The sequence below is a fragment of the Taibaiella lutea genome, assembly GCF_008629695.1.
In the GTDB taxonomy this organism is placed as follows: Bacteria; Bacteroidota; Bacteroidia; order Chitinophagales; family Chitinophagaceae; genus Taibaiella; species Taibaiella lutea.
This window is the reverse complement of the sequence record NZ_VWSH01000003.1, coordinates 158300-180443: the sequence shown is the minus strand read 5'-3', so window position 1 is coordinate 180443 and position 22144 is coordinate 158300. Positions and strand designations below refer to the sequence as shown.

At 38.3% G+C, this 22144-nt stretch carries 21 protein-coding genes; 12 read left to right on the top strand and 9 right to left on the bottom strand.

What is annotated here, in order from left to right; translation table 11 throughout:
- The first annotated feature begins 169 nt into the window (after nucleotides 1-169).
- From F0919_RS11930 to F0919_RS11920, 3 genes are all read left to right on the top strand, one after another.
- On the top strand, nucleotides 170-3610 hold the full coding sequence (locus F0919_RS11930) for a hypothetical protein (protein ID WP_150032997.1): 3441 nt from the start codon (nucleotides 170-172) through the stop codon (nucleotides 3608-3610).
- Between the two features lie 116 nt (nucleotides 3611-3726).
- Complete coding sequence (locus F0919_RS11925; RefSeq protein WP_150032996.1) at nucleotides 3727-4116, top strand: gliding motility-associated C-terminal domain-containing protein; 390 nt, start codon at nucleotides 3727-3729, stop codon at nucleotides 4114-4116.
- Nucleotides 4117-4264: 148 nt separating this feature from the next.
- Nucleotides 4265-6547: a sodium-translocating pyrophosphatase gene (locus tag F0919_RS11920; protein WP_150032995.1), complete on the top strand. Its 2283-nt coding sequence runs from the start codon at nucleotides 4265-4267 to the stop codon at nucleotides 6545-6547.
- Between the two features lie 72 nt (nucleotides 6548-6619).
- Here the strand turns inward: F0919_RS11920 and F0919_RS11915 are convergent, their stop codons facing one another.
- The gene (locus F0919_RS11915) at nucleotides 6620-7267 is read right to left on the bottom strand and encodes a response regulator transcription factor (RefSeq protein ID WP_150032994.1); all 648 of its coding nucleotides are present in this window, start codon (nucleotides 7265-7267) and stop codon (nucleotides 6620-6622) included.
- A gap of 335 nt (nucleotides 7268-7602) precedes the next feature.
- Between F0919_RS11915 and F0919_RS11910 the strand changes: the two genes are divergently transcribed.
- Nucleotides 7603-8025, top strand: a complete 423-nt coding sequence (locus F0919_RS11910) for a hypothetical protein (RefSeq protein WP_150032993.1) — start codon at nucleotides 7603-7605, stop codon at nucleotides 8023-8025.
- A 53-nt stretch (nucleotides 8026-8078) separates the two neighbouring features.
- Here the strand turns inward: F0919_RS11910 and F0919_RS11905 are convergent, their stop codons facing one another.
- From F0919_RS11905 to F0919_RS11895, 3 genes are all read right to left on the bottom strand, one after another.
- Nucleotides 8079-8837, bottom strand: a complete 759-nt coding sequence (locus F0919_RS11905; protein WP_150032992.1) for an oxygenase MpaB family protein — start codon at nucleotides 8835-8837, stop codon at nucleotides 8079-8081.
- 30 nt (nucleotides 8838-8867) lie between these two features.
- Nucleotides 8868-9383 (bottom strand): hypothetical protein, encoded by a 516-nt coding sequence (locus F0919_RS11900; RefSeq protein WP_150032991.1) that lies wholly within the window; start codon nucleotides 9381-9383, stop codon nucleotides 8868-8870.
- Nucleotides 9384-9505: 122 nt separating this feature from the next.
- Nucleotides 9506-10291 carry a T9SS type A sorting domain-containing protein gene (locus F0919_RS11895; RefSeq protein WP_150032990.1) on the bottom strand — a complete coding sequence of 262 codons (786 nt, stop codon included), beginning with the start codon at nucleotides 10289-10291 and terminating at the stop codon, nucleotides 9506-9508.
- A gap of 177 nt (nucleotides 10292-10468) precedes the next feature.
- Between F0919_RS11895 and F0919_RS11890 the strand changes: the two genes are divergently transcribed.
- The 8 genes from F0919_RS11890 (at nucleotide 10469) to F0919_RS11855 (ending at nucleotide 15385) form a co-directional block, all read left to right on the top strand.
- Nucleotides 10469-11494, top strand: a complete 1026-nt coding sequence (locus F0919_RS11890; protein WP_150032989.1) for a glycosyltransferase family 9 protein — start codon at nucleotides 10469-10471, stop codon at nucleotides 11492-11494.
- Nucleotides 11495-11538: 44 nt separating this feature from the next.
- Nucleotides 11539-11973 carry an META domain-containing protein gene (locus tag F0919_RS11885; RefSeq protein WP_150032988.1) on the top strand — a complete coding sequence of 145 codons (435 nt, stop codon included), beginning with the start codon at nucleotides 11539-11541 and terminating at the stop codon, nucleotides 11971-11973.
- Nucleotides 11974-12022: 49 nt separating this feature from the next.
- Nucleotides 12023-12328, top strand: coding sequence for a 50S ribosomal protein L21 (gene rplU / locus F0919_RS11880; RefSeq protein WP_150032987.1), 306 nt, complete (start codon nucleotides 12023-12025; stop codon nucleotides 12326-12328).
- Nucleotides 12329-12392: 64 nt separating this feature from the next.
- On the top strand, nucleotides 12393-12659 hold the full coding sequence (gene rpmA / locus F0919_RS11875) for a 50S ribosomal protein L27 (protein WP_150032986.1): 267 nt from the start codon (nucleotides 12393-12395) through the stop codon (nucleotides 12657-12659).
- A gap of 67 nt (nucleotides 12660-12726) precedes the next feature.
- The gene (locus F0919_RS11870; RefSeq protein ID WP_150032985.1) at nucleotides 12727-13032 is read left to right on the top strand and encodes a hypothetical protein; all 306 of its coding nucleotides are present in this window, start codon (nucleotides 12727-12729) and stop codon (nucleotides 13030-13032) included.
- Nucleotides 13033-13291: 259 nt separating this feature from the next.
- Nucleotides 13292-14023, top strand: a complete 732-nt coding sequence (locus F0919_RS11865; protein ID WP_190277371.1) for a carboxypeptidase-like regulatory domain-containing protein — start codon at nucleotides 13292-13294, stop codon at nucleotides 14021-14023.
- The gene (locus F0919_RS11860) at nucleotides 14020-14796 is read left to right on the top strand and encodes a hypothetical protein (RefSeq protein WP_150032983.1); all 777 of its coding nucleotides are present in this window, start codon (nucleotides 14020-14022) and stop codon (nucleotides 14794-14796) included. The genes F0919_RS11865 and F0919_RS11860 overlap by 4 nt, the downstream gene beginning before the upstream one ends.
- A 61-nt stretch (nucleotides 14797-14857) precedes the next feature.
- A complete protein-coding gene (locus tag F0919_RS11855; protein ID WP_150032982.1) occupies nucleotides 14858-15385 on the top strand; it encodes a DinB family protein in 528 nt (175 codons plus the stop codon).
- A 166-nt stretch (nucleotides 15386-15551) separates the two neighbouring features.
- Here F0919_RS11855 and F0919_RS11850 read toward each other — a convergent pair whose 3' ends face one another.
- From F0919_RS11850 to F0919_RS11830, 5 genes are all read right to left on the bottom strand, one after another.
- The gene (locus tag F0919_RS11850) at nucleotides 15552-19013 is read right to left on the bottom strand and encodes a pyruvate carboxylase (protein ID WP_150032981.1); all 3462 of its coding nucleotides are present in this window, start codon (nucleotides 19011-19013) and stop codon (nucleotides 15552-15554) included.
- A 98-nt stretch (nucleotides 19014-19111) separates the two neighbouring features.
- Nucleotides 19112-19609 carry a methylated-DNA--[protein]-cysteine S-methyltransferase gene (locus tag F0919_RS11845; RefSeq protein ID WP_150032980.1) on the bottom strand — a complete coding sequence of 166 codons (498 nt, stop codon included), beginning with the start codon at nucleotides 19607-19609 and terminating at the stop codon, nucleotides 19112-19114.
- 66 nt (nucleotides 19610-19675) lie between these two features.
- The gene (gene trxB, locus F0919_RS11840) at nucleotides 19676-20647 is read right to left on the bottom strand and encodes a thioredoxin-disulfide reductase (RefSeq protein ID WP_150032979.1); all 972 of its coding nucleotides are present in this window, start codon (nucleotides 20645-20647) and stop codon (nucleotides 19676-19678) included.
- 116 nt (nucleotides 20648-20763) lie between these two features.
- The gene (rlmB, locus tag F0919_RS11835) at nucleotides 20764-21543 is read right to left on the bottom strand and encodes a 23S rRNA (guanosine(2251)-2'-O)-methyltransferase RlmB (protein WP_150032978.1); all 780 of its coding nucleotides are present in this window, start codon (nucleotides 21541-21543) and stop codon (nucleotides 20764-20766) included.
- Nucleotides 21544-21610: 67 nt separating this feature from the next.
- Nucleotides 21611-22108 carry a thioredoxin family protein gene (locus F0919_RS11830; RefSeq protein WP_150032977.1) on the bottom strand — a complete coding sequence of 166 codons (498 nt, stop codon included), beginning with the start codon at nucleotides 22106-22108 and terminating at the stop codon, nucleotides 21611-21613.
- Nucleotides 22109-22144: the final 36 nt, after the last annotated feature.

Here is a 22144-nt window from a genome sequence, read left to right as displayed (position 1 = left end):
TCTGAAAAGACCCTTTATTTTGGATAATTTTTTCATGTAGCAATACGTTAATATAAAGCAATTAGAAAAATTCACCGTAAATTACGCAGAGTATCAAATCAATTTTCCATCTTGAATATCTTGGTAAATGAATAGCAGGTTTAAAATCTTTTTATCCTTTCTGATTTTTTTGAGCACTTTTTATATTGGCAAGGCTCAAACCAATCTGGAAGTATTTGGGCAAAGCAGAGTGCAATACAGAAGGTTCGATTGGAAATATTATGATGCAGAGCATTTTAAAATTTACCATTATGACAGGTCCGGGAGAGAACTGGCAAGGTTTGTAGCCGAACAGGCCGAGCAGGACATTGCTGCTATCGAGAAAAGGCTTGGTGGTCTTTTCCCTGAAAAATTAAATATCATTCTTTACAATTGCTTTGACGATTACCAGCAGGGCAATATCGGTTTAAATGGACAATTGCAAATTCAAAGTGATAATCCTTCCGGTAAATTGGATTTGGTCGGCGACAAACTGGTTATTTATTTTACAGGAAAGCACGCTGATTTGAAAGGGCAGTTGAGAAGAGGCATGTCGAAAGTGGTAATGGAAAGATTGATGTTTGGAGAAAACATTACAGAAATGGTTAAAAATGCCGTCCTGCTCGATTTGGATGCCTGGGTTACCGAAGGATACATTGGTTATGTAGTGGACGGCTGGACAGGAGATGACGATAATACCTGGAAGAATCTGCTTTTGGCTAAACCAAAAACCTACTTCCATGAAATAGCACAACAAGAGCCCGAAGTAGCGGGAAAGGCTTTTTGGAAATTTATTGCAGTGAAATATGGCGATAACAATGTAAAGAACCTTTTATATCTCACCCAAACAAAAAGCAGCCTCGACAAGGCTTTGAGCCTTACAATAGGCATGAACCTCAAAACTGCATCCGATTCTGTTATCAGATTTTATAAAGAAAGATACGCTTTTGAAGAACAGATTTTTGCCCCAATAGATACTTCTTCCAAATTAACGACCATTACGGTTAAGCATGATGAAAGCCGCATCAGAGATATTGCTGTTTCCCCGCGTGGAGGCGATATTGCTTATGTAAAATGGAAATACGGCGAATATCAGGTAATACTTGAAAAAACAAAATCGATTAACGGTATTTCAAAACGTGAATCGAGCGTACTGGTTAACGGCGGTGTGAAAAACCATAAGGATGTGGATGATCCTGATTATCCGTTGGTTGCATGGAACAACACCGGATTCAAATTTGGTATTATTTTCAAAAACAGGAATAAACTTCGTATAAGAGTGTATAATTCCGTTCTGGGAAAGATTCAGGATTTTAAAATTCCTGCTACACGTTTTGATCGTATTACGGGTTTCACCTTTATGGAGGATGATGATATGATTATTGTTTCGGCAATAAAAAACGGACAGAGCGATTTATTCGAGCTAAGGTTAAAAGGAGGCAGAACTAATCAGCTTACAGATGATGCATGGGATGATGAAGCGCCGGTATTTGTCAGCGGCGGTTCGCGCAAAGGTGTGGTATTCCTCAGTAACAGGCCGCAACCTTATATGAATATCAAACCTTTGCCTAATGAACTGCCTGCCGGGTTAATGAATGTGTTTTTCTATAATTCTACTACCAAGAGTTATGATTTAATGCAATTGACCAATAACAGGAAAGGAACTATCACACAACCTATTCCTTACGGGCCTGATCATTTTGCCTATCTTTCCAATCAGTTCGGCATAACGAACAGATATGTTGTACAGTTTGCGCGCAACATAAATAACCAGGATTCTGCATACTCGGTTCCTATGACCAATTTCAGCAGGAATATTTTGTATCAGCAATACAATCCGGCCAGCGGCAAAATTGCGGATGTAATCAGGATACAGGATAATTATGAAGTATTGTTTCATAAAATTGAATTGCCCGCTCCCGATGGAAATGCAATACCTGTAAAACCTGTGCCCATCAGCTTTATAGACGGTGTCGTTACCCGAAAAAATGCAACGAATTTTACTAATCCCATCAATTTAAGTACCAAAAACGATCTGTTTCAAAAAGATGAATCTTTTCGTATAAAAACAGGAGACGAATTGCAGCAGGGAGAATTTTATACCAAAAGAGATTTAAATTCATCCGATTCGGCAAAAGTTACGCCGGATGCGGAATCTGAAAAATATGCTGAAATGATGTCGCTCAGGAAACCTGCCGACAGTACTTCAAATTCAACTGCTAATACCGGCAATAACAATACGGCATCTAATGCAAATATTGCAACAGGAACTTTGGATGGCAAACGAATCCTGTATGTGGATAGCTCTTTCATTGATCTTCGTTCCCGTAAATATTACCTGTCCTTCAAGCCCGATTTTTTTGGTATAAGGGCAGATAACAGTATTGTAGGAAGCAGATATCAATCATACGACAATACCGGCGGAAGTTTTACAAACCCATCTATTGCAGGTATGCTTACCGCAAGTATTACAGATAAGATGGAAGATTACCGGTTCACAGGCGGTTTAAGGATCCCTGTTAATTTTTCAGGGTACACTACCTTTTTTCAGTTCGAAAATTTCAGAAGAAGAACTGACTGGGCCATTCTCTTTTTAAGACAGGAAACCAAATACACTTATCCTTTTGTTGATGGCTCCGGACAAACTTTTGATGAGCCGGGAAAAACTGTTATGAATATGGTGCAGGGTAGTGTCAGCTATCCTTTGGATAAAGTGAAAAGTTTCAGATTGGACTTTGGCCTGAGACAGGACAGAATGATAATTAAAGCTATCGACCCTATTGGTTTGGTGTTGCCGAATACAGAACAATATTGGGCTACCAGCCGTGCGGAGTTTGTTTATGATGATACCCGTAATCCTGTAATGAATATTTATAACGGATTGAGGTACAAATTCTTTGCTGAATATTTTTATAGAATTCATACAAACAACCCTTATACATTAACCGGAAATCCGGAAGACAATAATAAACCTGCAGGACTATATAACATTGGAGTAGATTTCAGATATTATCAGAAAATTTACAAAAATACGATTGCCGCATTCAGATTTGCAGGCGCCCATTCCGGCGGCCCGCAAAAAATAATGTACTTTTTGGGTGGTGTTGATAATGCTATCAATCCTAAAAGCGATGGCAGTCTGCCACCTTCGGGAAATAACGATTATGCTTTCCAGACTTTGGCAACAAGTATGAGAGGCTATAATCAAAATGCGAGAAACGGTAATACTTATGCTTTAGCAAGCGGAGAAATCAGATTTCCTGTGTTTACGACTTTGTCACATAATGCCATTCAATCTTCTATCCTTAAAAATCTGCAATTGGTAGCATTTACAGATATTGGCTCTGCATGGGAAGGCGTATTACCGAACGCACAAAATTTTGACCGTTTTTATCACGTATATTATGGTCAAACCGCAGCACAACAACCTGTAATTCAGGTAAATATCCCTAATTTTAATGACAACGGAATCTGCATGGGATATGGTCTTGGAGTAAGAACTTTGCTTTTTGGTTATTTTACAAGAGTTGATTATTCAAGAAACATTGTTGGTAAAACACATTGGTATTTATCTTTTGGTACCGACTTCTAATGATCTCGGAAAATTGATGTTTTATTAAAAAAATGTTACTTACATTCGTATTTGATAATATTGCCCAACCAAATTTCAAAACATTCAGTCTTTTAAAGCATCGAAACAGATAAGAAATGAGGAAATTTATTATAGCGATAGTAATTTTAATGGGATTCAGCGGTATAAATTCATTTGCACAAAAAAATGAATATCGCTCGGATGCAAGTTATACAGACCCGGTAAAGCGTAAAGAATTATTAATTCCTAATGCGTTTACGCCTAATAACGATGGTCAGAATGATTTTTTTAAGATTAAAAACATTACAGACGAAAAGATAATTGACTTTAAAGTTTTTAATCGTTGGGGAACCATTCTTTTCAGAACTACAGATCCGAATCTGGGTTGGGATGGTACAAATAAAGGTCAGCCGCAACCTGTAGGTGTTTATGGTTATGTCATTCAGATCGGCTATCCTGACGGAAATATTGAAACTTATAAGGGTACAGTTACCCTTTTGAAATAAGAATTTTACGATTGATTGTTATTCAGGAACCGTGCTTTTGCACGGTTCTTTTTATTTCAATTTATTTTGAAAACACCCAAAAAAATGATATGAATTTTCCATTTATAAAATTATATTTGTCCACCTTTAAAAAAAATAAAACGTAAGTATGGATTCACTTTTTTACTTAGTGCCCTGTTTTGGGGTTGTTGCATTACTATTCACCGTGATTCAGGGTCGCTGGGTCAGTAAACAGAATGCAGGTAATGACAGAATGAAAGAAATCAGCACATATATTGCTGATGGTGCCATGGCTTTTTTAAAAGCGGAGTACAAGATTCTTGCCTATTTCGTGGTTATTGCCGCCATTCTTTTAGGCGTAATGGGTTCGAGTAACGCCAACTCTCATTGGAGTATTGCATTGGCATTTGTATTAGGTGCTTTTATGAGTGCATTAGCAGGCTTTATAGGCATGCGCATTGCAACTAAAGCCAATGTACGTACGGCAGAAGCTGCACGTACCAGTTTGAGCAGAGCCTTAAAGGTTTCTTTTACCGGTGGTAGCGTAATGGGTATGGGTGTAGCAGGTTTGGCGGTATTAGGTTTAGGTGCATTGTTCATAGTTTTAAAAATGATTTTTGCAAATGGTGCGCCGGTTGACAGTATTGAAATGGAACGCACTATTGAAATATTGACGGGCTTCAGCTTAGGTGCAGAGAGCATTGCATTGTTTGCGCGTGTTGGTGGTGGTATCTATACAAAAGCTGCCGATGTTGGTGCCGATTTAGTGGGAAAAGTGGAAGCAGGCATTCCTGAAGACGATCCGCGTAACCCTGCCACTATTGCTGATAACGTTGGTGATAATGTTGGTGACGTTGCCGGTATGGGTGCCGATTTATTCGGTTCTTATGTTGCAACTGTTTTGGCAACAATGGTTTTGGGCAGGGAAACTGTAAGCGGCGCAGGTGACAATTTTCATGGGTATGCTCCAATCTTATTGCCTATGTTGATTGCCGGTGTCGGTATCATTCTTTCTATAATCGGAACCTTCTTCGTCAGAATTACGGACGGTACAGGGTTAAGTACTTCCAAAGTTCAGAGTGCCCTGAATATGGGTAACTATGGTTCTATTGTTTTAACGGCCATTACATCATTTGTCCTTGTAAATTATCTTATGCCCGATACAATGAATCTGCGCGGTCATGAGTTTACAAAAATGGGTATTATGGGTGCCATCATGGTAGGTCTTGTGGTAGGAACCCTGATGAGTATCATTACAGAATATTTTACAGCAATGGGAAAGCGTCCGGTAATGAGTATCATCCGTCAATCTGCTACAGGTCACGCTACTAATATCATTGGTGGTTTGAGTGTGGGTATGGAAAGTACTATGTTGCCTATTCTTGTATTAGCAGGAGGTATTTATGGTTCTTATGCTTTTGCAGGTCTTTACGGCGTGGCTATTGCTGCTGCTGGCATGATGGCAACTACAGCAATGCAATTGGCTATTGATGCTTTTGGTCCTATTGCCGATAATGCGGGTGGTATTGCAGAGATGAGTGAATTGCCTGCTGATGTCCGTGAGAAAACAGATATCCTGGATGCTGTCGGAAATACTACTGCAGCTACCGGAAAGGGTTTTGCAATTGCCTCTGCAGCATTGACTTCATTAGCATTGTTTGCTGCTTTTGTGGGTATCTCTAAAATTGATGGTATTGACATTTACAGAGCCGATGTATTGGCCGGTTTATTTGTCGGTGGCATGATTCCGTTCATTTTCTCCTCATTGGCTATTAAAGCCGTAGGACAGGCTGCAATGGCAATGGTTGAAGAAGTTCGCCGTCAGTTCCGTGAAATCCCGGGAATTATGGAAGGAACAGGTAAACCGCAATACGAAAAATGTGTGGCTATTTCTACCGATGCATCTATCCGTAAAATGATGTTGCCGGGAGCTATTGCTATTTGTTCTCCGTTGATAATCGGATTCCTGCTCGGACCACAGGTTTTAGGTGGCTTTCTTGCCGGCGCAACAGTGAGTGGTGTTTTGATGGGAATGTTCCAGAACAATGCTGGTGGTGCCTGGGATAATGCAAAAAAATCGTTTGAAAAAGGTGTTGAAATAAACGGACAGACTTACTATAAAAAATCAGAACCGCATAAAGCTTCTGTAACCGGAGATACAGTAGGAGATCCTTTTAAAGATACTTCCGGCCCTTCAATGAATATCCTGATTAAATTAATGAGTATCGTAAGCTTGGTCATTGCTCCTACATTATCTCATCTGTATGCAGGCAAAATTCAGCAGGAGCGCTCTGAAAATATTCAACGCCTTCAGGATGCTGCTGTAAGAGTTACGGAAACACCTGTAAGTATGGTATATCCAACCAAAATGATTCCTGTTAATAATGCAGTGATAAATACAACAAACAATACGAATGTAGTAATCAGATAAACTGTATCTCCTGATATATTGCAAAGAAAATGCCGGCTTTCAAAAGCCGGCATTTTCTTTATAAAAAGTATGTCATTTTACTATACCATGCTTAACTGCGTAAATCACTAAGCCTGCAATATTTTTTACGCCTATTTTTTGCATCATAGATGCTCTGATACCCTCAACAGTCCTTGCGCTCAGAAATATTTTTCCTGCAATTTCAGCAGCTGTATTTTCTTCGCAAATAAGTTTCAGGACTTCTGTTTCCCTTTCATTTAATTCTATGGAATGCCTGAATTTGGGATCCATGTTTTTATGGTGGCTAACCTTCCGAAGTAATGCTGTGCTTACCAATTCATTGAAATAATAATTGTTTTCATGCACTGAATGAATCGCTCTTTTTATCTCTTCAGCATCGGCATTTTTTATTAAATAACCATTAGCACCCAATTCCATCAAATGAAGAATAAAATGCTCGTCGTTGTGCATGGTCAGGATCAAGATTTTTAAATCCGGGTACAAAGTCCTGATTTTTTGTGTGGTTTCAATACCATCCATATCCGGCATTTTCAGGTCGAGCAGAATAACATCGGGTTGTTCTTTTCCAAGTTGCTCCATAACCTCAATCCCTGAAGCAGCTTCACCGATACAATTAAGAAGATGGTCGTCATTCAATACCAATTTCAATCCCTGACGGAATATCTTATGATCGTCTGCAATTAAGTATTTGATTGGCATTTGACTAATGTAATAGAGTGATAACAAGCGGGATCTTACTATCTTCTTTGATGATAAAAATGAATGCACCCTCAATATACAAATTATTCTGCTTTGCTAATGTTTAAGCAGCGATATTTTATAGTTATATAAAAATACACTGCGTAAAAATACGTATTTCATTTCCCGTAAATTTTCACAATAAAAATCAGTACTTCTGCTCTTGTAAAACGGCCACAGTAGCGGCATCTTTGTCTTCGAAATCAGCCCATAGCTATTTGCCCTGTCACCTTTCTTAAAGATGGTAATAACAAAAAACGAAATCAAAATCATTTATCAAATTAAAAAATCAGGATATGAAAAGAAAATTATTTTTGCTCGCTTTGATTGCGGGTTTCAGTATTCAGGCCCAGGCCCAGACTGCTTATCAGAAAGCCCGCAGTAAAATAGAAGATATGGGTTATACTATTTCAAAAGAAATGGAGGTAAACATATCAGAAGGACAAACAGGATATTCCTATAAAACCTTTTATGAAGGCCTGACTTATATCGTTTATGCCATGAGCGAGGATGGCGATGTATCAGATATTGATATTTATGTGTATGATACTTCTGATGATGAAATTTTGAAAAGAGATACTGAAGATGATAATATTGCTGTAGTAAGTTTTACACCTAACCGGGAAATTGAAGGAAAGGTTGTTATAAAGAATTATAAATCCTCCGACCCGAATTATGAATCGAGGTGCAGGTATATAATAGCCTACAAAAGTGAATGATTTTATATATTGAGCCTTGTAAGTTTTAACGCTTACAAGGTTTTATTCAGTAGTTAATGTTCATTTAATTGAGCGATTTGCGGTTGATATTTTTGTGGCAATAATAAAGATTTCAGCATCGAATCCAATTGCAACCTTCTGCAAATTTTATAACCACATAGGGCCACAGGCAAAATATTTGAAGGTTTTAATGCTAAGAGATCCAACACTTTCTGAGGGGCGATTCTGCTTTGCACTTTTAATAAAACCTGATAGCGCAATTTGCCGAGATGCTTCTTATATTGTTTGTAAAGATCGGCGGTAAAATCGCTTTTTATTAAATCCTCTTTTAATTGAACTTCATGAGAATCCAGCCATTCTTCAAATGTTTTAGGTAATGACGGAATGCCCATTCTATTGCCGACTTTAAGAAATACTGATAATATTTCTTCCTTTTCTTCTTGTGTCAATTTTCTTTCTAATAATTCGAAGGAAGTGATAGAGTAGTGTATCAGCATATACAGTACATCTCTGTAAGCCCAGTCAGGTATAACATGTCCCCGGTTAGCCTCCACGCCTGAATGTATGATCCTCATTCTGTCAATGGCAGCATGAGCTTTATCCTCTTCTGAAAAAATAATCTGTTTGGCATAGCCGACTGTAGAGAATAAACGTCCAATAGGGTCTGCAGGTAACTTTCCTGTAAAGTAAAGCCAGTCCACAGCTTTATTCAGTGAAAATTCGGCGGCAGCACCCGCAAAAATGAAAAGAATAGTATCAGCTTTTCCCCATATTTCTCTTACAATTGAATCGGGCCGGACAAAATATTTCATGAAATAATAAAAATGGTTATTGTAAAACAATTATTTGCTAAAGTGATATTCTTCAATAGAAGCCTTTTCTGTCAATGGTTCCAACTTTTTTATCTTGTGATAACAAATGCTGAGTGGAATTAAACCGATTAAGCCAAAAGAACAATCTATCAACTGCCAGAAAAGAGGTATATGCCTGATGGGTCCCGCGATTAAGGCTAAAGGCAATATCATTATACAGGCAATACGCCCGAATTGTATAACCCAGATATTCCTTACCGGATCTTTCAGCGGGCCGATAAATGCAACTGCAATTACGATGTGTGCAAATGCAAGCCAGTCGGTACCATAAGGCAACTGGGGAAAGGTTTGATTAGTGGTTTTAATAGCATAATAAATATTATTGAGCCAGCGGTACATTATGTTATCCTGATTTTCAAATTGAGCCACAAGCCATTTTAATTCCGTTTCCAAAGGAAAAGCTGTGACACCACTTAATAACAGAAAAAATATAAAAACGATTATCCAGATACGGACCGACTTTAGAGTTGCTTGTTTGCTATTCATTTTAAAAGTACTTTTAGTTACAAAGTAAAATAAAACTTCTCTTTCTGCAAAAAATACTTTGCATAATAGATATAAAAAAAGCTGTCCGATATCGGACAGCTTTAATAACACTTATGATTTACTTAGTGCATGATTTCTACTTTACCGGTGGCCTTGTTTTCACCTGCAATCAGTTCAACCAGATACAATCCGTTATTGACGCTGTTTACATCCAGGTTAAAAGTATTTTCTATACCACCTTGGATCATTCCGTAATCTTTACGTAATACTTCTCTTCCTGTAATATCTTTAATCGAAACAATAACCTTGTCAGCTTTTTCCAGCTTCAATTGAAACATCAATTCATTGTTCGCAGGATTAGGATATAAGCTAAGTTGTTGGTTGCTTATTTTGCCAAATTCAAAAACCGATGTAGTGGCTTTAGGCTTAAAAATTACAGAAACACAACCTCTGTCGTTTGTAGTATCAGCATCTGTATAAGTTACGCCTGCCCAAACAGTATCAGTAGCTGTTGCGCTGTAATAAACATTTCCCTGAGGGAATAAACGAAGACAATAATTAGTAGTAGTTTGTGCTGTAGCAGCATTAGTGATGTAGAAATTCGGATTAATCAGCACAGTCGCATTGGCAGCAATTGACTGGCCGGTAATATACCTTACATTTCCGCTGAACTCCGATATGTAAAATATTGTATCGGTAGGAACAATAGCAGCAGTACCATTGTTTTTGACATTAAATGTAACGCCGACTTGAGTCGCTGTATTGTTAGGATCTGTGAATGGAATTTCCTGATTTGCGGTAGGAGTTACCATTGTTAATCCAAGGTTACATGCCTTTTGGGCAAATGCAGAGGAAGACAGGGTTACGATAGCACTGAATGCTATCATCATTTTTGTAGATTTTTTCATTTTTCTGTTTGGTTTTAAATTGGTAAGTGCTAAAAATAATAAAATTATCTATGATTCCTAAAAAGAACATCTTTTTTTTTATTGCTAATATTTGCAATAGTTTGTATGATTTAAATATTAACCTGAATGGAATAAATGTTAATCTTAAAGTCTTTATTACTTTTGCTCAGATAAGTTATGAAAATACTCCTCATTCGTTTTTCTTCCATCGGCGATATTGTACTGACCACACCGGTTATACGTAGCGTTCGTAAGCAGTTTCCTGATGCAGAAATTCATTTTTTAGTTAAGCAAAGTTTCAAAACGGTAATAGCCCACAATCCATACATTAACGTCATTCATACACTTGATAAAGACCTGAATGAAAATATTGAAACGCTTAAGAAAATTAAGTTTGACTACGTAATTGATTTGCATAAAAACCTGCGCACCATGCGTGTGAAAAAGGCAATGGGCACGCCTTCGCTAAGTTTTGATAAACTTAATTTCCGCAAATGGCTTTATGTAAATTTCAAAATGAAAGTAATGCCTGATAAAAGTATTGTTGACAGATACTTTGAAGGCATGAAGGAATTGAAATTAAAAAACGACGGGGCAGGGCTGGACTATTTTATACCTGAAAATCTGAAGACGGAACAAGACGATATTCCATTCGGACATTGGGCCGGTTTTGTAGGTTGTGTAATAGGTGGTTCTTATTTCACAAAGAAATTACCTGTTGAGAAATGGAAAGAATTCGTCGCCTTATGTCCTTATCCTATTATACTTTTAGGTGGTCCTGAAGATAGAGAAGACGGGAATGAGATTACAAAAACAGATGCCGCAAAGGTTTATAATGCCTGTGGAAAATTCAACATTACCGAATCTGCCGATCTTGTGAAACGCGCCAGAGTTATAGTTTCTAACGATACCGGTTTGATGCACATCGCTGCTGCTTTCAAAAAACCTATAGTGTCAGTATGGGGTAATACCACACCAGAGTTTGGTATGTTTCCATATTTTGGTTTTAATAATTTAAACCAAAACGTCTCTCCTTTGTCTGTTATATTGGAAGTTAAAGGTTTAAGTTGCCGCCCATGCAGTAAAATCGGATACGACCATTGTCCTAAAAAGCATTTCAAATGTATGAAGCAAATTAATGTTTCCGAAATGGTTGAAAAAGTAAATCAGTTCTGGAAAAATAAAGAGCTCTCTGATCAATAATTGATATATTCATGCTATAATTTACTTAATCTAAAAACATTTTTATGAGATATCTATTGTCATTATCACTGTTATTATTGTTTTCTTGCAGCTCTGTAAAAAACCAGGCTGATGCAAAGAAAGAAAAACCAGCCCGTCTGAATGGTACTTCATGGACATTAAGCAGTTTCCCGAATTTCAAAATGGAAAAATTGAAAAGCACAGCAACGCTTATTTTCAATGATACCACCAACAGAATAGGTGGATATTCAGGTTGTAACGGTTACGGTGGCTCTTATGAAGTGAATGGCACCTCCTTAAAAATGAAAGATATTCTTGGGACATTGAAAGCCTGTATGCCCGGAATGAAGACAGAATCGACGCTTTATAATGCCTTAAATAATACTGATAATTATAAGATTTCAGACGGGAAATTAGTGCTGATGCAAGGCACAAAAGTGCTGGCAGAATTCGTTCCCCTTAAAAAAGAGGAAAAATAATTTTGCTATAAATTAAAATTCTACTAATTTTGCGCAAAATTTTTGGAGCATGTTTGCAGTTGTAACAATAGCAGGACAGCAGTTCAGAGTTCAGGCGAACGATGAACTTTTTGTACACCGCTTATCCGGAAACGCCGGTGATAGCGTAGAATTTTCTGATGTATTGATGACAAGCGACAATGGTAATATTACTGTTGGTAAAGCTGTTAATTCAATCGTAGTGAAAGCAGAAATTATTGATCATTCTAAAGGCGATAAGGTTCTTATCTTTAAGAAAAAACGTCGTAAAGGATATCAGAAATTGAACGGTCATCGTCAATCTTTGACTAAAATTAAGATTCAATCAATCGCATAAAGATTTTTTGGATAAATCAATTTATTATTTAACTTTGTAGTAATTACAATTTAATAGGAAAGTAATGGCACATAAAAAAGGTGAAGGTAGCGTAAGAAATGGTCGCGATTCACGTAGTAAAAGATTGGGCGTTAAAATTTTCGGTGGCCAACCAGCTATCTCCGGAAATATTATCATCCGTCAAAGAGGTACAGTATATCATCCTGGAACAAACGTAGGTGTTGGTAAAGATTTTACTTTATATGCATTGACAGATGGTATTGTTGAGTTCAGAAAAACACGCAGTAAAACATTAGTATCAGTTAGTGAAGTAAGTGCCGCAGAAGCTTAATCCACTTCTTGCGGTTTTGCCATAAATAAAAGAGCTTTTTATTTTCTAACCCCATAAATTGATAAGTATGGCAACTGCAAAAAAAGCTGCTCCGAAGAAAGCAGCTGCAAAAAAAGCGGCTCCGAAGAAAGCCGCTGCTAAAAAAGCTGCGCCTAAAAAGGCTGCTGCTCCTAAAAAAGCCGCACCTAAAAAAGCTGCTGCTCCTAAAAAAGCTGCACCTAAAAAGGCTGCTGCACCAAAGAAAGCCGCTCCTAAAAAAGCTGCTGCTCCAAAGAAAGCTGCACCTAAGAAGGCTGCTGCTAAAAAAGCTGCGCCAAAGAAAATGGCTGCTAAGAAGCCAACTCCTGTTAAAGTTGCTTCTAAGAAAAAGTAAGTTTATTTCATTTATGAAAATAGTCCTGGTAGTTTCCTGCCGGGATTTTTTTATTTCAAAAATTCCTGATTGAAAAAATATGCTTCGTTTTAGATAGGGGCAATTTATAGTTATAAGGAACTAAAATAAAAATGTTTTGTTAGCGTTAATATGATGCCAATTAATAAGGATATTTTTTTTAGCGTTTAATTTCCTTACCGGCTTATTTTTCTATTCATCTTTATTTTCATTTTTTATTTTGAAAATTATTTTATCCTTTTTGTTATTATACTTGTCTCCTCTGGCCTTGTTCGCGCAGGAGTTTGAAGGAGTTGTAACAGATTACGATGGCGGTACGGCTTTGGCAGGTGTTGTGCTTCGTAATATTGAAACCAATCAGGGTGCAGTAAGTGGCATTGATGGAAAATTCAAAATAAGAGCATCAAAAGATGATGAAATTGAATTCAGCTATCTGGGATATTATTCTTTCAGGATGCGTGTGCCGGAGGGAAATGTATACAGGCAGGTAAGCCTTAAGAAAAAATTGTTTGAACTGGACGATATAGTAATCCGGCCTGATTATACGCCTTATCAACTGGATTCAATAGAAAGAAGAAAAACTTATAACCTTGCGCTTAACAGAGGCTTTGCAAGTAGCTCTGTATTAGGTTCGGTGTTTTCTCCCGCATCTGCATTAGCCGAGCAATTTGATAAAAAAAGTAAACAAATTAAACGATTTCAACGGAATTACTTCAAATGGGAAGACCAGAAATTTATAGATACACGTTATTCTTTTGAAGAAGTTTCCAGGCTTACAAGCCTTACAGGTGATACGCTTGCAGCTTTTATTGCGGCTTATCCTATGCCTGTTGATTATGCGCGGACTGCTACTGACATAGAAATCAAAATGTGGATCAAATACAATTACAGGGAATGGATTAAGAAACCTATTGTAATTCCTCCCGGCATATCCATACCAAATTTAGAGGCAGATACATTAAAAAAGCCATGAGACTTCTTTGCTGTGTAGCATTTTTTGCAGTTATAAATTCCATGCATGCACAAACCATTCATGGCCGGATTGTGAATGATGATGACGCGGTTCCCTTACAGGGAGTGGTTATTGAAAACCTTAGTCATGCCGCTTACAATGCAATTTCTGATGATGAAGGAAATTATTCTATTATCGCCAGGAATGGAGATTCTATAAAGTTTACTTCATTGGGATTTTCACAAAGAGTAGTTGTATTCAATGGTGAAAATGAAGGTTGGTTTTCCTGGATTGGAATGCGGCCTCAGAGCTACGTTATTGATACTGTTGTTGTCAGGAAAGAACTTACGGCATACCAGAAAGATTCGTTGGAAAACAGGGAAATTTATGGAAAGAAAGTAGATTACAGGCCGGCTAAGCCTCAATTACCTAAATTAAAAGACCTGAAGGCTGGCAAGCCGTTTGTTATTACAGCTCCTATTTCCGGTTTTATTGAAAAACGACAAAAGAAATATAAAAGATTAAAAGCCTTTCAACAAAGATACATCAAGACCGAAACGCGGCGTTTTATTGATTCGAGATATGCTCCGGCATTGGTTACAGAACTTACACGATTGCATGGAGACTCATTGTTGACTTTTATGCAAGCCTATCCATTATCTTATTCCTTTGCCAGGGCAGCATCTGACCTGGAAATCAAAATGTGGATTAAGTACAATTATAAAGAATGGATTAAGAAGCCTCCCACTGCATCATTGCCGGATTTAGATGCCGATACATTAAAGAAACCATGAGGTTTCTTTTTTACTTTTGCTGATTGCCGACAGGAGCATTGAATATTATAAAACTACCGGGATGAAGAAAATAAGTAAGCCTTCTTTTACAGAATTTGCGATGTACTATGAAACGTATATTAATCTGATCAATGATTCCAGTATTTTGGATCAGCTTAAAACATCTGCGAAAGAGATTACGGCCTTATTTAAATCTTTAGATGAAGAACGTTTAATGAAACCGTATGCTGAAGGTAAATGGAGCATGAAAGATATATTGATGCATCTTATAGATGCAGAACGGGTGTTTGTTTACCGGGCTATGCGATTTGCAAGACTGGATAAAATGCCTGTTCCTTTTTTTGATGAGAATGAATTTGCCCAAAATGCTAACGCAAATAAAATCAATACTACCAAACTGCTCAAAGAATTTAATGCTTGCCGTAGCCTGACCATTGCTTTCTTTAATAACCTTACTGTTTCACAAATGCAGGTGACGGGTATCGCCAGCAATTTTACTATGAGTGTAAGGGCTTGTGCATGGATAATTTTAGGCCATGAACTACATCACCTCAAGATTATCAGAGAAAGATATTTATCAATGATGTAAGCTATATATCTGCCTCTTTCCTGAAATTTCTTGTCGTGGTTTGTTTCGCCAGTAACAAACAAAAAGTTGTCAACTTTTTAAAAGCTGACAACTTTAACTTAAGGATTTTTTTTCCATTTCAATCACTCCGACATGGTTTGAGTTCTCACAAACCACCAACCAGCTTTTACTCCATTTCAATCACCATGTCATTTTGATCTACCATAGTGCCTGATGTGATGTGCACTGCTTTTACAACACCATCTTTTGGAGCGCTTACGGTACTTTCCATCTTCATAGCTTCAATTACAAATAATGGCGTTCCGCTTTTTAAAGTATCACCCTCTTTTACCAAAACCACACTCAGCTTGCCTTGCAGCGGCGCGCCGATTTCGGTTTCAGCATTGGTTACTTTTTTATGTTGTGGCTTTAATGATTGAACAGCATTATCTTTCACCTTAATAGTTCTGTTATAGCCGTTCAATTCAAAGGAAACAGTACGCATGCCGCTTTCATCCGCATCGGAGACATAAATCAATCTTACGTGAATGGTTTTTCCTTTACCCAGTTCAATTAAAAGTTCTTCATTGTTTTTTAATGGATAAAAGAAGTACGGTGTTGGAATATTGCTGACTTCGCCAAAGGTGTTTTGATAATTATAATACTCATCATAAACCTTCGGAAACATTTGATAGGAAAGGAAATCGAGGAAATTGCTTCCCGTATATTGTTCGTTAAATTTCTTTTGAGCTTCCTCTAAGTCAATATCAGGAAGTATCTGAGCATCGGCGCTTTGATTTGCCGGTTCATTGCGCAATACTATTTTTCTTAGTTTTTCAGGAAAACCACCATAGGGAATACCCAAATCACCTCTGAAAAATCCTATCACGGATGCAGGGAAAGAAAGGTTTTTCTTTTCGTTTAAAACGTCTTCGGCTGTAAGGTTATTCGCTGTCATAAATAAAGCCATATCGCCTACCACCTTAGAGCTTGGCGTTACTTTTACAATGTCTCCGAACAATTTATTTACAACACTATAATTGTGTTTAATAGTAGTGAGTTGCCCGCCTAAACCAACGCCATCGGCTTGTTGACGTAAATTAGAATATTGCCCGCCGGGAATTTCATTTTCATAAACTTCGGCAGTTGCAGCTTTTAAATCTGACTCAAACGGATAATAATACTCCCGTACAGCCTCCCAATAATTACTGTAAGCATTCAAGCTATGCAGATTAATGTTGCTGTCTCTCTCATGGCCTTCCAGTAAAGCTTTCAGAGAATTGAGATTGGGCTGGGCAGTTGTACCGCTGAAAGATGCCAATGAACAATCTACCGTATCAATTCCCGCATTGATAGCATTCAGGTAAGTGGCAATTTGTGTTCCTGCAGTATCATGCGTATGTAATGCAATCGGTAACGAAACATTTTCTTTCAATGCCTGTATCAAAACTGTTGCTGCATTAGGCTTCAGTAATCCGGCCATGTCTTTGATAGCAAGCATGTGAGCGCCTGTATCTTCCAGTCTTTTGGCAAGGTCAATGTAATATTGAAGATTGTATTTATTGTTGTCTTTCCTTAAAATGTCACCTGTATAACAAATGGATGGCTGCGCAATACCACCGGTATGTTTCACCACATGTTCAATACCGGGAAGCATAGATTCAATGTTATTCAGCGAATCAAAAATGCGGAAAACATCCACGCCATTCTCCCATGATTTTTCAATAAACTGTTGAATGATGTTTCTCGGATAGGCAGAATAACCAACAGCGTTATATCCTCTGAAAAGCATTTGCAGCAATACATTGGGCATGGCTTTCCTTATTTCCTGTAATCTTGTCCAGGGGCATTCATGCAGGAAACGAAGCGCTACGTCAAAGGTTGCACCGCCCCATACTTCCATAGAAAAAAGTTCAGGATGATTGTGTGCATAACCTTCCGCTACGGCCAGAATATCGCGGCTGCGCATACGTGTTGCAAGCAAAGACTGGTGCGCATCCCTGTAAGTTGTATCTGTAAATAAAACAGGCTTTTCTTCTTTGAGCCATTTCATGAACCCAGTTGCTCCCAATTCGTTCAGTTTATCCTTTGTTCCTTTCGGAAATTCACTGAAAGAATTATAAGAAGGTATTTCCGGAACCCTGAACTTGCGCGTAGGATCGTAATGCTTTACATCCGGATGCCCATTTATTTTTATATCGGCCAGATAACGCAAAATACGCGTGGCTCTGTCTTTCGGGCGATCAAAAGAAAATAATTCCGGATTATTGTCAATGAAATTCACCGTGCACAAACCCTTGCGGAATACTTCATGGCCGATTACATTCTCAAGAAAGCGGATGTTTGTAGTAACACCACGCACCCTGAATTCACGCAGGGAGCGGTTCAGACGTTGCGCAGCACCTGCCAGCGTCCTTCCTGTAGCAGTAACTTTTACAATCATTGAATCAAAGAATGGTGAAATTTTCATTCCTGAATAAGCGCTGCCTTCATCAAGACGAATGCCAAAACCACCGGCATTCCTGTACGTAATCAAAGTGCCATAATCCGGTTTGAAATTATTCTCCGGATCTTCAGTTGTGATACGGCATTGGATAGCGAATCCATTGACTTTTACATCATCCTGATTCTGTATGAAAATAGTTGGATCGTGCAAAGGCACATTTTGTGCAATCAGAATCTGACTACGTACAATATCAATACCCGTTACTTCTTCTGTAACCGTATGTTCTACCTGAATACGCGGATTTACTTCAATGAAATAAACGTTGTTGCTTTGATCAACCAGGAACTCAACAGTACCAGCATTATTATAGCCGACTGCCTTTGCAATTTTTAAGGCATAATCATAAACTGCTTGCTTTACTTCTGTCGCGAGATTAGGCGCCGGTGCTATTTCCACTACTTTCTGAAAACGGCGTTGTACCGAACAATCTCTCTCATAAAGATGCACGATATTTCCATGATTATCGGCCAATAATTGTACTTCAATATGTTTGGGCTGGTCAATGAATTTCTCAATAAAAATAGTACCATCACCAAAAGCTTTCTCTGCTTCGCTATGTGCTTCGTTAAAAGATTGAATTAAGTCTTCTTTTTTACGAACGACGCGCATACCACGCCCGCCGCCACCTGCAGCAGCTTTCAATATAATAGGGAAACCAATCCTTTCAGCTTCAAGAATAACTTTATCATGATCTGCAAATTCAATAGTGCTGTCTTCAATAACAGGAACATTAACAGAACGTGCTATTTTCTTTGCAGCAATTTTATCGCCCAATTGTTCCATCACTTCAGGTGATGGACCTATGAAAATAATACCTTCTTCTCTGCACCTTCTCGCAAATTGTACATTTTCACTCAAAAAACCGTAACCCGGATGAATGGCATCTACCTGATTATCTTTGGCGGTTTTTATAATGCCTTCTATATCCAGGTAAGGTTTTAGCGGATCCTCTTCTTCTCCTATCTGATAGGCTTCGTCTGCCTTGTAACGGTGCAGGGAGTAACGGTCTTCATAAGTGTAGATGGCGATGGTGCGTATGCGCATTTCCGATGCTGCGCGGAGTATACGAATGGCGATCTCCCCGCGGTTTGCAACCATTAATCTTTTTATAGGGATTGATTTAAGTGCAGTGTTTGTATTCATGAGTTGTGGCTAATTGAAGCTATTTTGATTGACTGTATGCTTATTTGCGATATAGGTTTTAATAACCAAAAGAAGCAAATATTGTTCTATCTGTAAGATTAATCATCCCAAAGCGTAGGTTGATTGTAATGTAAGTTTCCTTCCAGCTTTAAAAGTAATTCTTTCCGCCATAAGCCGCCTGCATAGCCTGTTAAAGTTCCGTCAGCACCTATTACACGATGGCATGGAATGATAATCGCTATGGGGTTCTTGCCATTTGATGTTCCGACAGCTCTTACGCTTAACGGATTATTCAAACTATTGGCAATGGCGCTATAAGTACTTGTTTTACCAAAAGGAATCAGTAAGAGTTCTTTCCAGACGCTTTGCTGAAATTCGGTTCCGACCGGGCTTAATGGCAAATCAAATATTATCCTTTCGCCTTTAAAATATTCATCTAATTGAATAGCAGTTGCAGTACAGATTTCATTTTCAGCAACCGACCAGTCTATTATATTGTCTTTTGCTTCATCCATAAAAAGAACTTCCTGCAAGCCGGTTTCCGAGGCTTTTATTTTGATGATCCCTAAAGGTGATTCATATCTTTTTTGAAACATACAACGGAATTAAAAATCCGGAACCATTTACACGATTCCGGATAATACTTTTACAAAACAAAAAGATTAAGCGTTGGAATGTGCTGCGTCTGCTACCTCATGTTCTAATGCGCCTAAATACCTTTCAGCGTCTAAAGCTGCCATACAGCCACTTCCTGCTGCCGTTACAGCCTGACGGTAGATTTTATCCTGAACATCGCCACAGGCAAACACGCCTTCAATATTTGTTTTAGAAGAACCCGGTGTTGTGATAATGTAATCTTGTTCATCTAATTGCAAATAATCCTTAAACAACCCGGAATTAGGCTGATGGCCGATTGCAACGAAAAATGCGCTTAATGGAATAGTTGATACTTCTGAAGTCTGGTTGTTTTTGATGATGACACCATCTACTTTTTTCTCACCAAGGATTTCAACAGTTTCGCTGTTCCAATACACCTGAATGTTATGCGTTTTCATTACTCTTTCCTGCATTACTTTTGAAGCACGCATTTCGCCACGGCGAACAATCATGTGAACTTTGCTGCAAAGCTTTGCAAGATACATAGCTTCTTCGCAAGCAGTATCGCCGGCACCTACAATTGCAACCTCTTTATCTTTAAAGAAGAAGCCATCGCAAACAGCACAAGCAGAAACACCGTATCCGTTAAGTCTTTGCTCAGATTCGATACCTAACCATTTTGCGGAAGCGCCTGTAGCAATAATTACCGATTCTGCTTCAATCCATTTTTCTTCATCCACTTCAACCTTAAACGGGCGTGATGAAAAATCTACTTTTGAAGCCATCCCCCAACGTAAATCTGCACCCATACGGCGCGCCTGCTCTTCAAAATCTTTCATCATTTGAGGGCCCATCACGCCTTCAGGATAACCGGGATAGTTTTCAACATCTGTTGTAATCGTTAATTGACCGCCCGGTTGTAATCCGGAATATAAAACAGGATTCATTCCTGCACGTGCAGCATAAATAGCCGCAGTATAACCGGCGGGGCCTGAACCTATAATAAGGCAATGAACTTTTTCTGTACTTTCTGACATTATTTAAAATTTTTTGTAACTTTTTCTTTAGCGAAAATAGGAATTTAATTTATTTAAATTTAATAGGCAGATCCTAAGCAGGTATAAGCTTTCTTTAGTTCCTGAAATCAGGAAATTCAGGCTTTATTCTGCTGCCTGAAAATCTCATATAGCATGATGCCGGTTGCTACTGATACGTTTAGCGAATCAAAGTTTCCGCTCATTGGAATCTGAACAAGATGATCCGCATTTTTCAATACAAAATCACTTACACCTTTATCTTCTGAACCCATTACCACTGCAAGCGGATTGGTCAAATCAACTTTATGTATCGGTTCACTTGACTGCAAGGCGGTTGCTACAATCTGAATACCGTTTAAATGCAGGACATCAATTGCTTGTTCCACAGAAGCCATGCGGCAAATAGGAATAATTTCGAGTGCGCCGGCTGAGGCTTTCAATCCATCTTCGGTAATGGCTGCGTTGTTGGAAGAAGGCACTACCAAAGCATGTGCACCATAGCAATGTGCGGAACGGGCAATGGCGCCGAGATTTCTTGTATCTGTGATCCCATCTAACAATACAATCAAGGGCGTTTCACCTCTGTCAACTACCTGACTTATGATTTCCTGTAAAGGCTGATATTCTATTAAACCACCAATAGCAACAACTCCCTGATGATTGGCCATAGTAAAGCGGTTCAACTTTTCCTGGGGCACAGAACTTACAGCAATATTCATTTCTCTTGCAACCTTGCGAATGGAAGTAATTTCATCTCCGATGGCAGATTGTAATATGAATATCTTTTCTATGTTTGCGCCGTTATTCAAGGCTTCTAATAAAGGCTTGCGACCAATAATCAATCTGCTTTTAGGAACAGAAGAGCGGTTATTATTTTTAAAATGCGGTTTGTTCAATGTATGTGAAATTTAATACTTGCATCAAAGCAAGTTTGCAAAGGTACTGATTTGTTGTTTGAACGGTTTAACTGCCTTTCAGCGTTTTACCCTGAATAGCTGCAGGTGTCCAGGCATTGAAAAAATCTTCGATTTTCCCATTATTGTAACCTTTACCCTCTTCAAGATAAGATGAATTCTGGATATGGATTTGCTTACCGCTTTCATCTAAAATAACAAAAACGGGAAAGCCGAATCGTTGCGGATAGCCCAAGGTTTTCCATATAGAAGCATTCTTATTATATTGGTCATAATTCACGTGCAATACTACATAGTTTTGTTGCATCAGCTGATTCAAAGTGTCATTTCCTGCAACCGTTTGATGAAACCTTTTGCACCAAATGCACCAATTGCCGCCAACCTGAAGCAAAATATTTTTATGTTCCTTTTTTGCCAGAATAATTGCTTTCTTAATATCCGTTTGCGGATTCGCAGCAGTATCGTATAGCTTTTCTTTAGTATTTTCCTGTGCCTGCGACGCAAAAGCAAAAAGAATAAAGGAAGCGAATATCAATAGTTTTTTCATCCGGCAAAATTAAGACTAATTGCTGTTTAAACCAGA

What these genes read in the sequence shown, in the direction of transcription:
- F0919_RS11915 (WP_150032994.1), bottom strand. Translation starts at nt 7,267, where the DNA reads ATGCCAATCAAATACTTAATTGCAGACGATCATAAGATATTCCGTCAG.
- F0919_RS11890 (WP_150032989.1), top strand. Translation starts at nt 10,469, where the DNA reads ATGAAAATACTCCTCATTCGTTTTTCTTCCATCGGCGATATTGTACTG.
- rplU (WP_150032987.1), top strand. Translation starts at nt 12,023, where the DNA reads ATGTTTGCAGTTGTAACAATAGCAGGACAGCAGTTCAGAGTTCAGGCG.
- rpmA (WP_150032986.1), top strand. Translation starts at nt 12,393, where the DNA reads ATGGCACATAAAAAAGGTGAAGGTAGCGTAAGAAATGGTCGCGATTCA.
- F0919_RS11850 (WP_150032981.1), bottom strand. Translation starts at nt 19,013, where the DNA reads ATGAATACAAACACTGCACTTAAATCAATCCCTATAAAAAGATTAATG.
- F0919_RS11845 (WP_150032980.1), bottom strand. Translation starts at nt 19,609, where the DNA reads ATGTTTCAAAAAAGATATGAATCACCTTTAGGGATCATCAAAATAAAA.
- F0919_RS11895 (WP_150032990.1), bottom strand. Translation starts at nt 10,291, where the DNA reads ATGAAAAAATCTACAAAAATGATGATAGCATTCAGTGCTATCGTAACC.
- F0919_RS11885 (WP_150032988.1), top strand. Translation starts at nt 11,539, where the DNA reads ATGAGATATCTATTGTCATTATCACTGTTATTATTGTTTTCTTGCAGC.
- trxB (WP_150032979.1), bottom strand. Translation starts at nt 20,647, where the DNA reads ATGTCAGAAAGTACAGAAAAAGTTCATTGCCTTATTATAGGTTCAGGC.
- F0919_RS11925 (WP_150032996.1), top strand. Translation starts at nt 3,727, where the DNA reads ATGAGGAAATTTATTATAGCGATAGTAATTTTAATGGGATTCAGCGGT.
- F0919_RS11900 (WP_150032991.1), bottom strand. Translation starts at nt 9,383, where the DNA reads ATGAATAGCAAACAAGCAACTCTAAAGTCGGTCCGTATCTGGATAATC.
- F0919_RS11855 (WP_150032982.1), top strand. Translation starts at nt 14,858, where the DNA reads ATGAAGAAAATAAGTAAGCCTTCTTTTACAGAATTTGCGATGTACTAT.
- F0919_RS11870 (WP_150032985.1), top strand. Translation starts at nt 12,727, where the DNA reads ATGGCAACTGCAAAAAAAGCTGCTCCGAAGAAAGCAGCTGCAAAAAAA.
- F0919_RS11920 (WP_150032995.1), top strand. Translation starts at nt 4,265, where the DNA reads ATGGATTCACTTTTTTACTTAGTGCCCTGTTTTGGGGTTGTTGCATTA.
- F0919_RS11910 (WP_150032993.1), top strand. Translation starts at nt 7,603, where the DNA reads ATGAAAAGAAAATTATTTTTGCTCGCTTTGATTGCGGGTTTCAGTATT.
- F0919_RS11905 (WP_150032992.1), bottom strand. Translation starts at nt 8,837, where the DNA reads ATGAAATATTTTGTCCGGCCCGATTCAATTGTAAGAGAAATATGGGGA.
- F0919_RS11830 (WP_150032977.1), bottom strand. Translation starts at nt 22,108, where the DNA reads ATGAAAAAACTATTGATATTCGCTTCCTTTATTCTTTTTGCTTTTGCG.
- F0919_RS11860 (WP_150032983.1), top strand. Translation starts at nt 14,020, where the DNA reads ATGAGACTTCTTTGCTGTGTAGCATTTTTTGCAGTTATAAATTCCATG.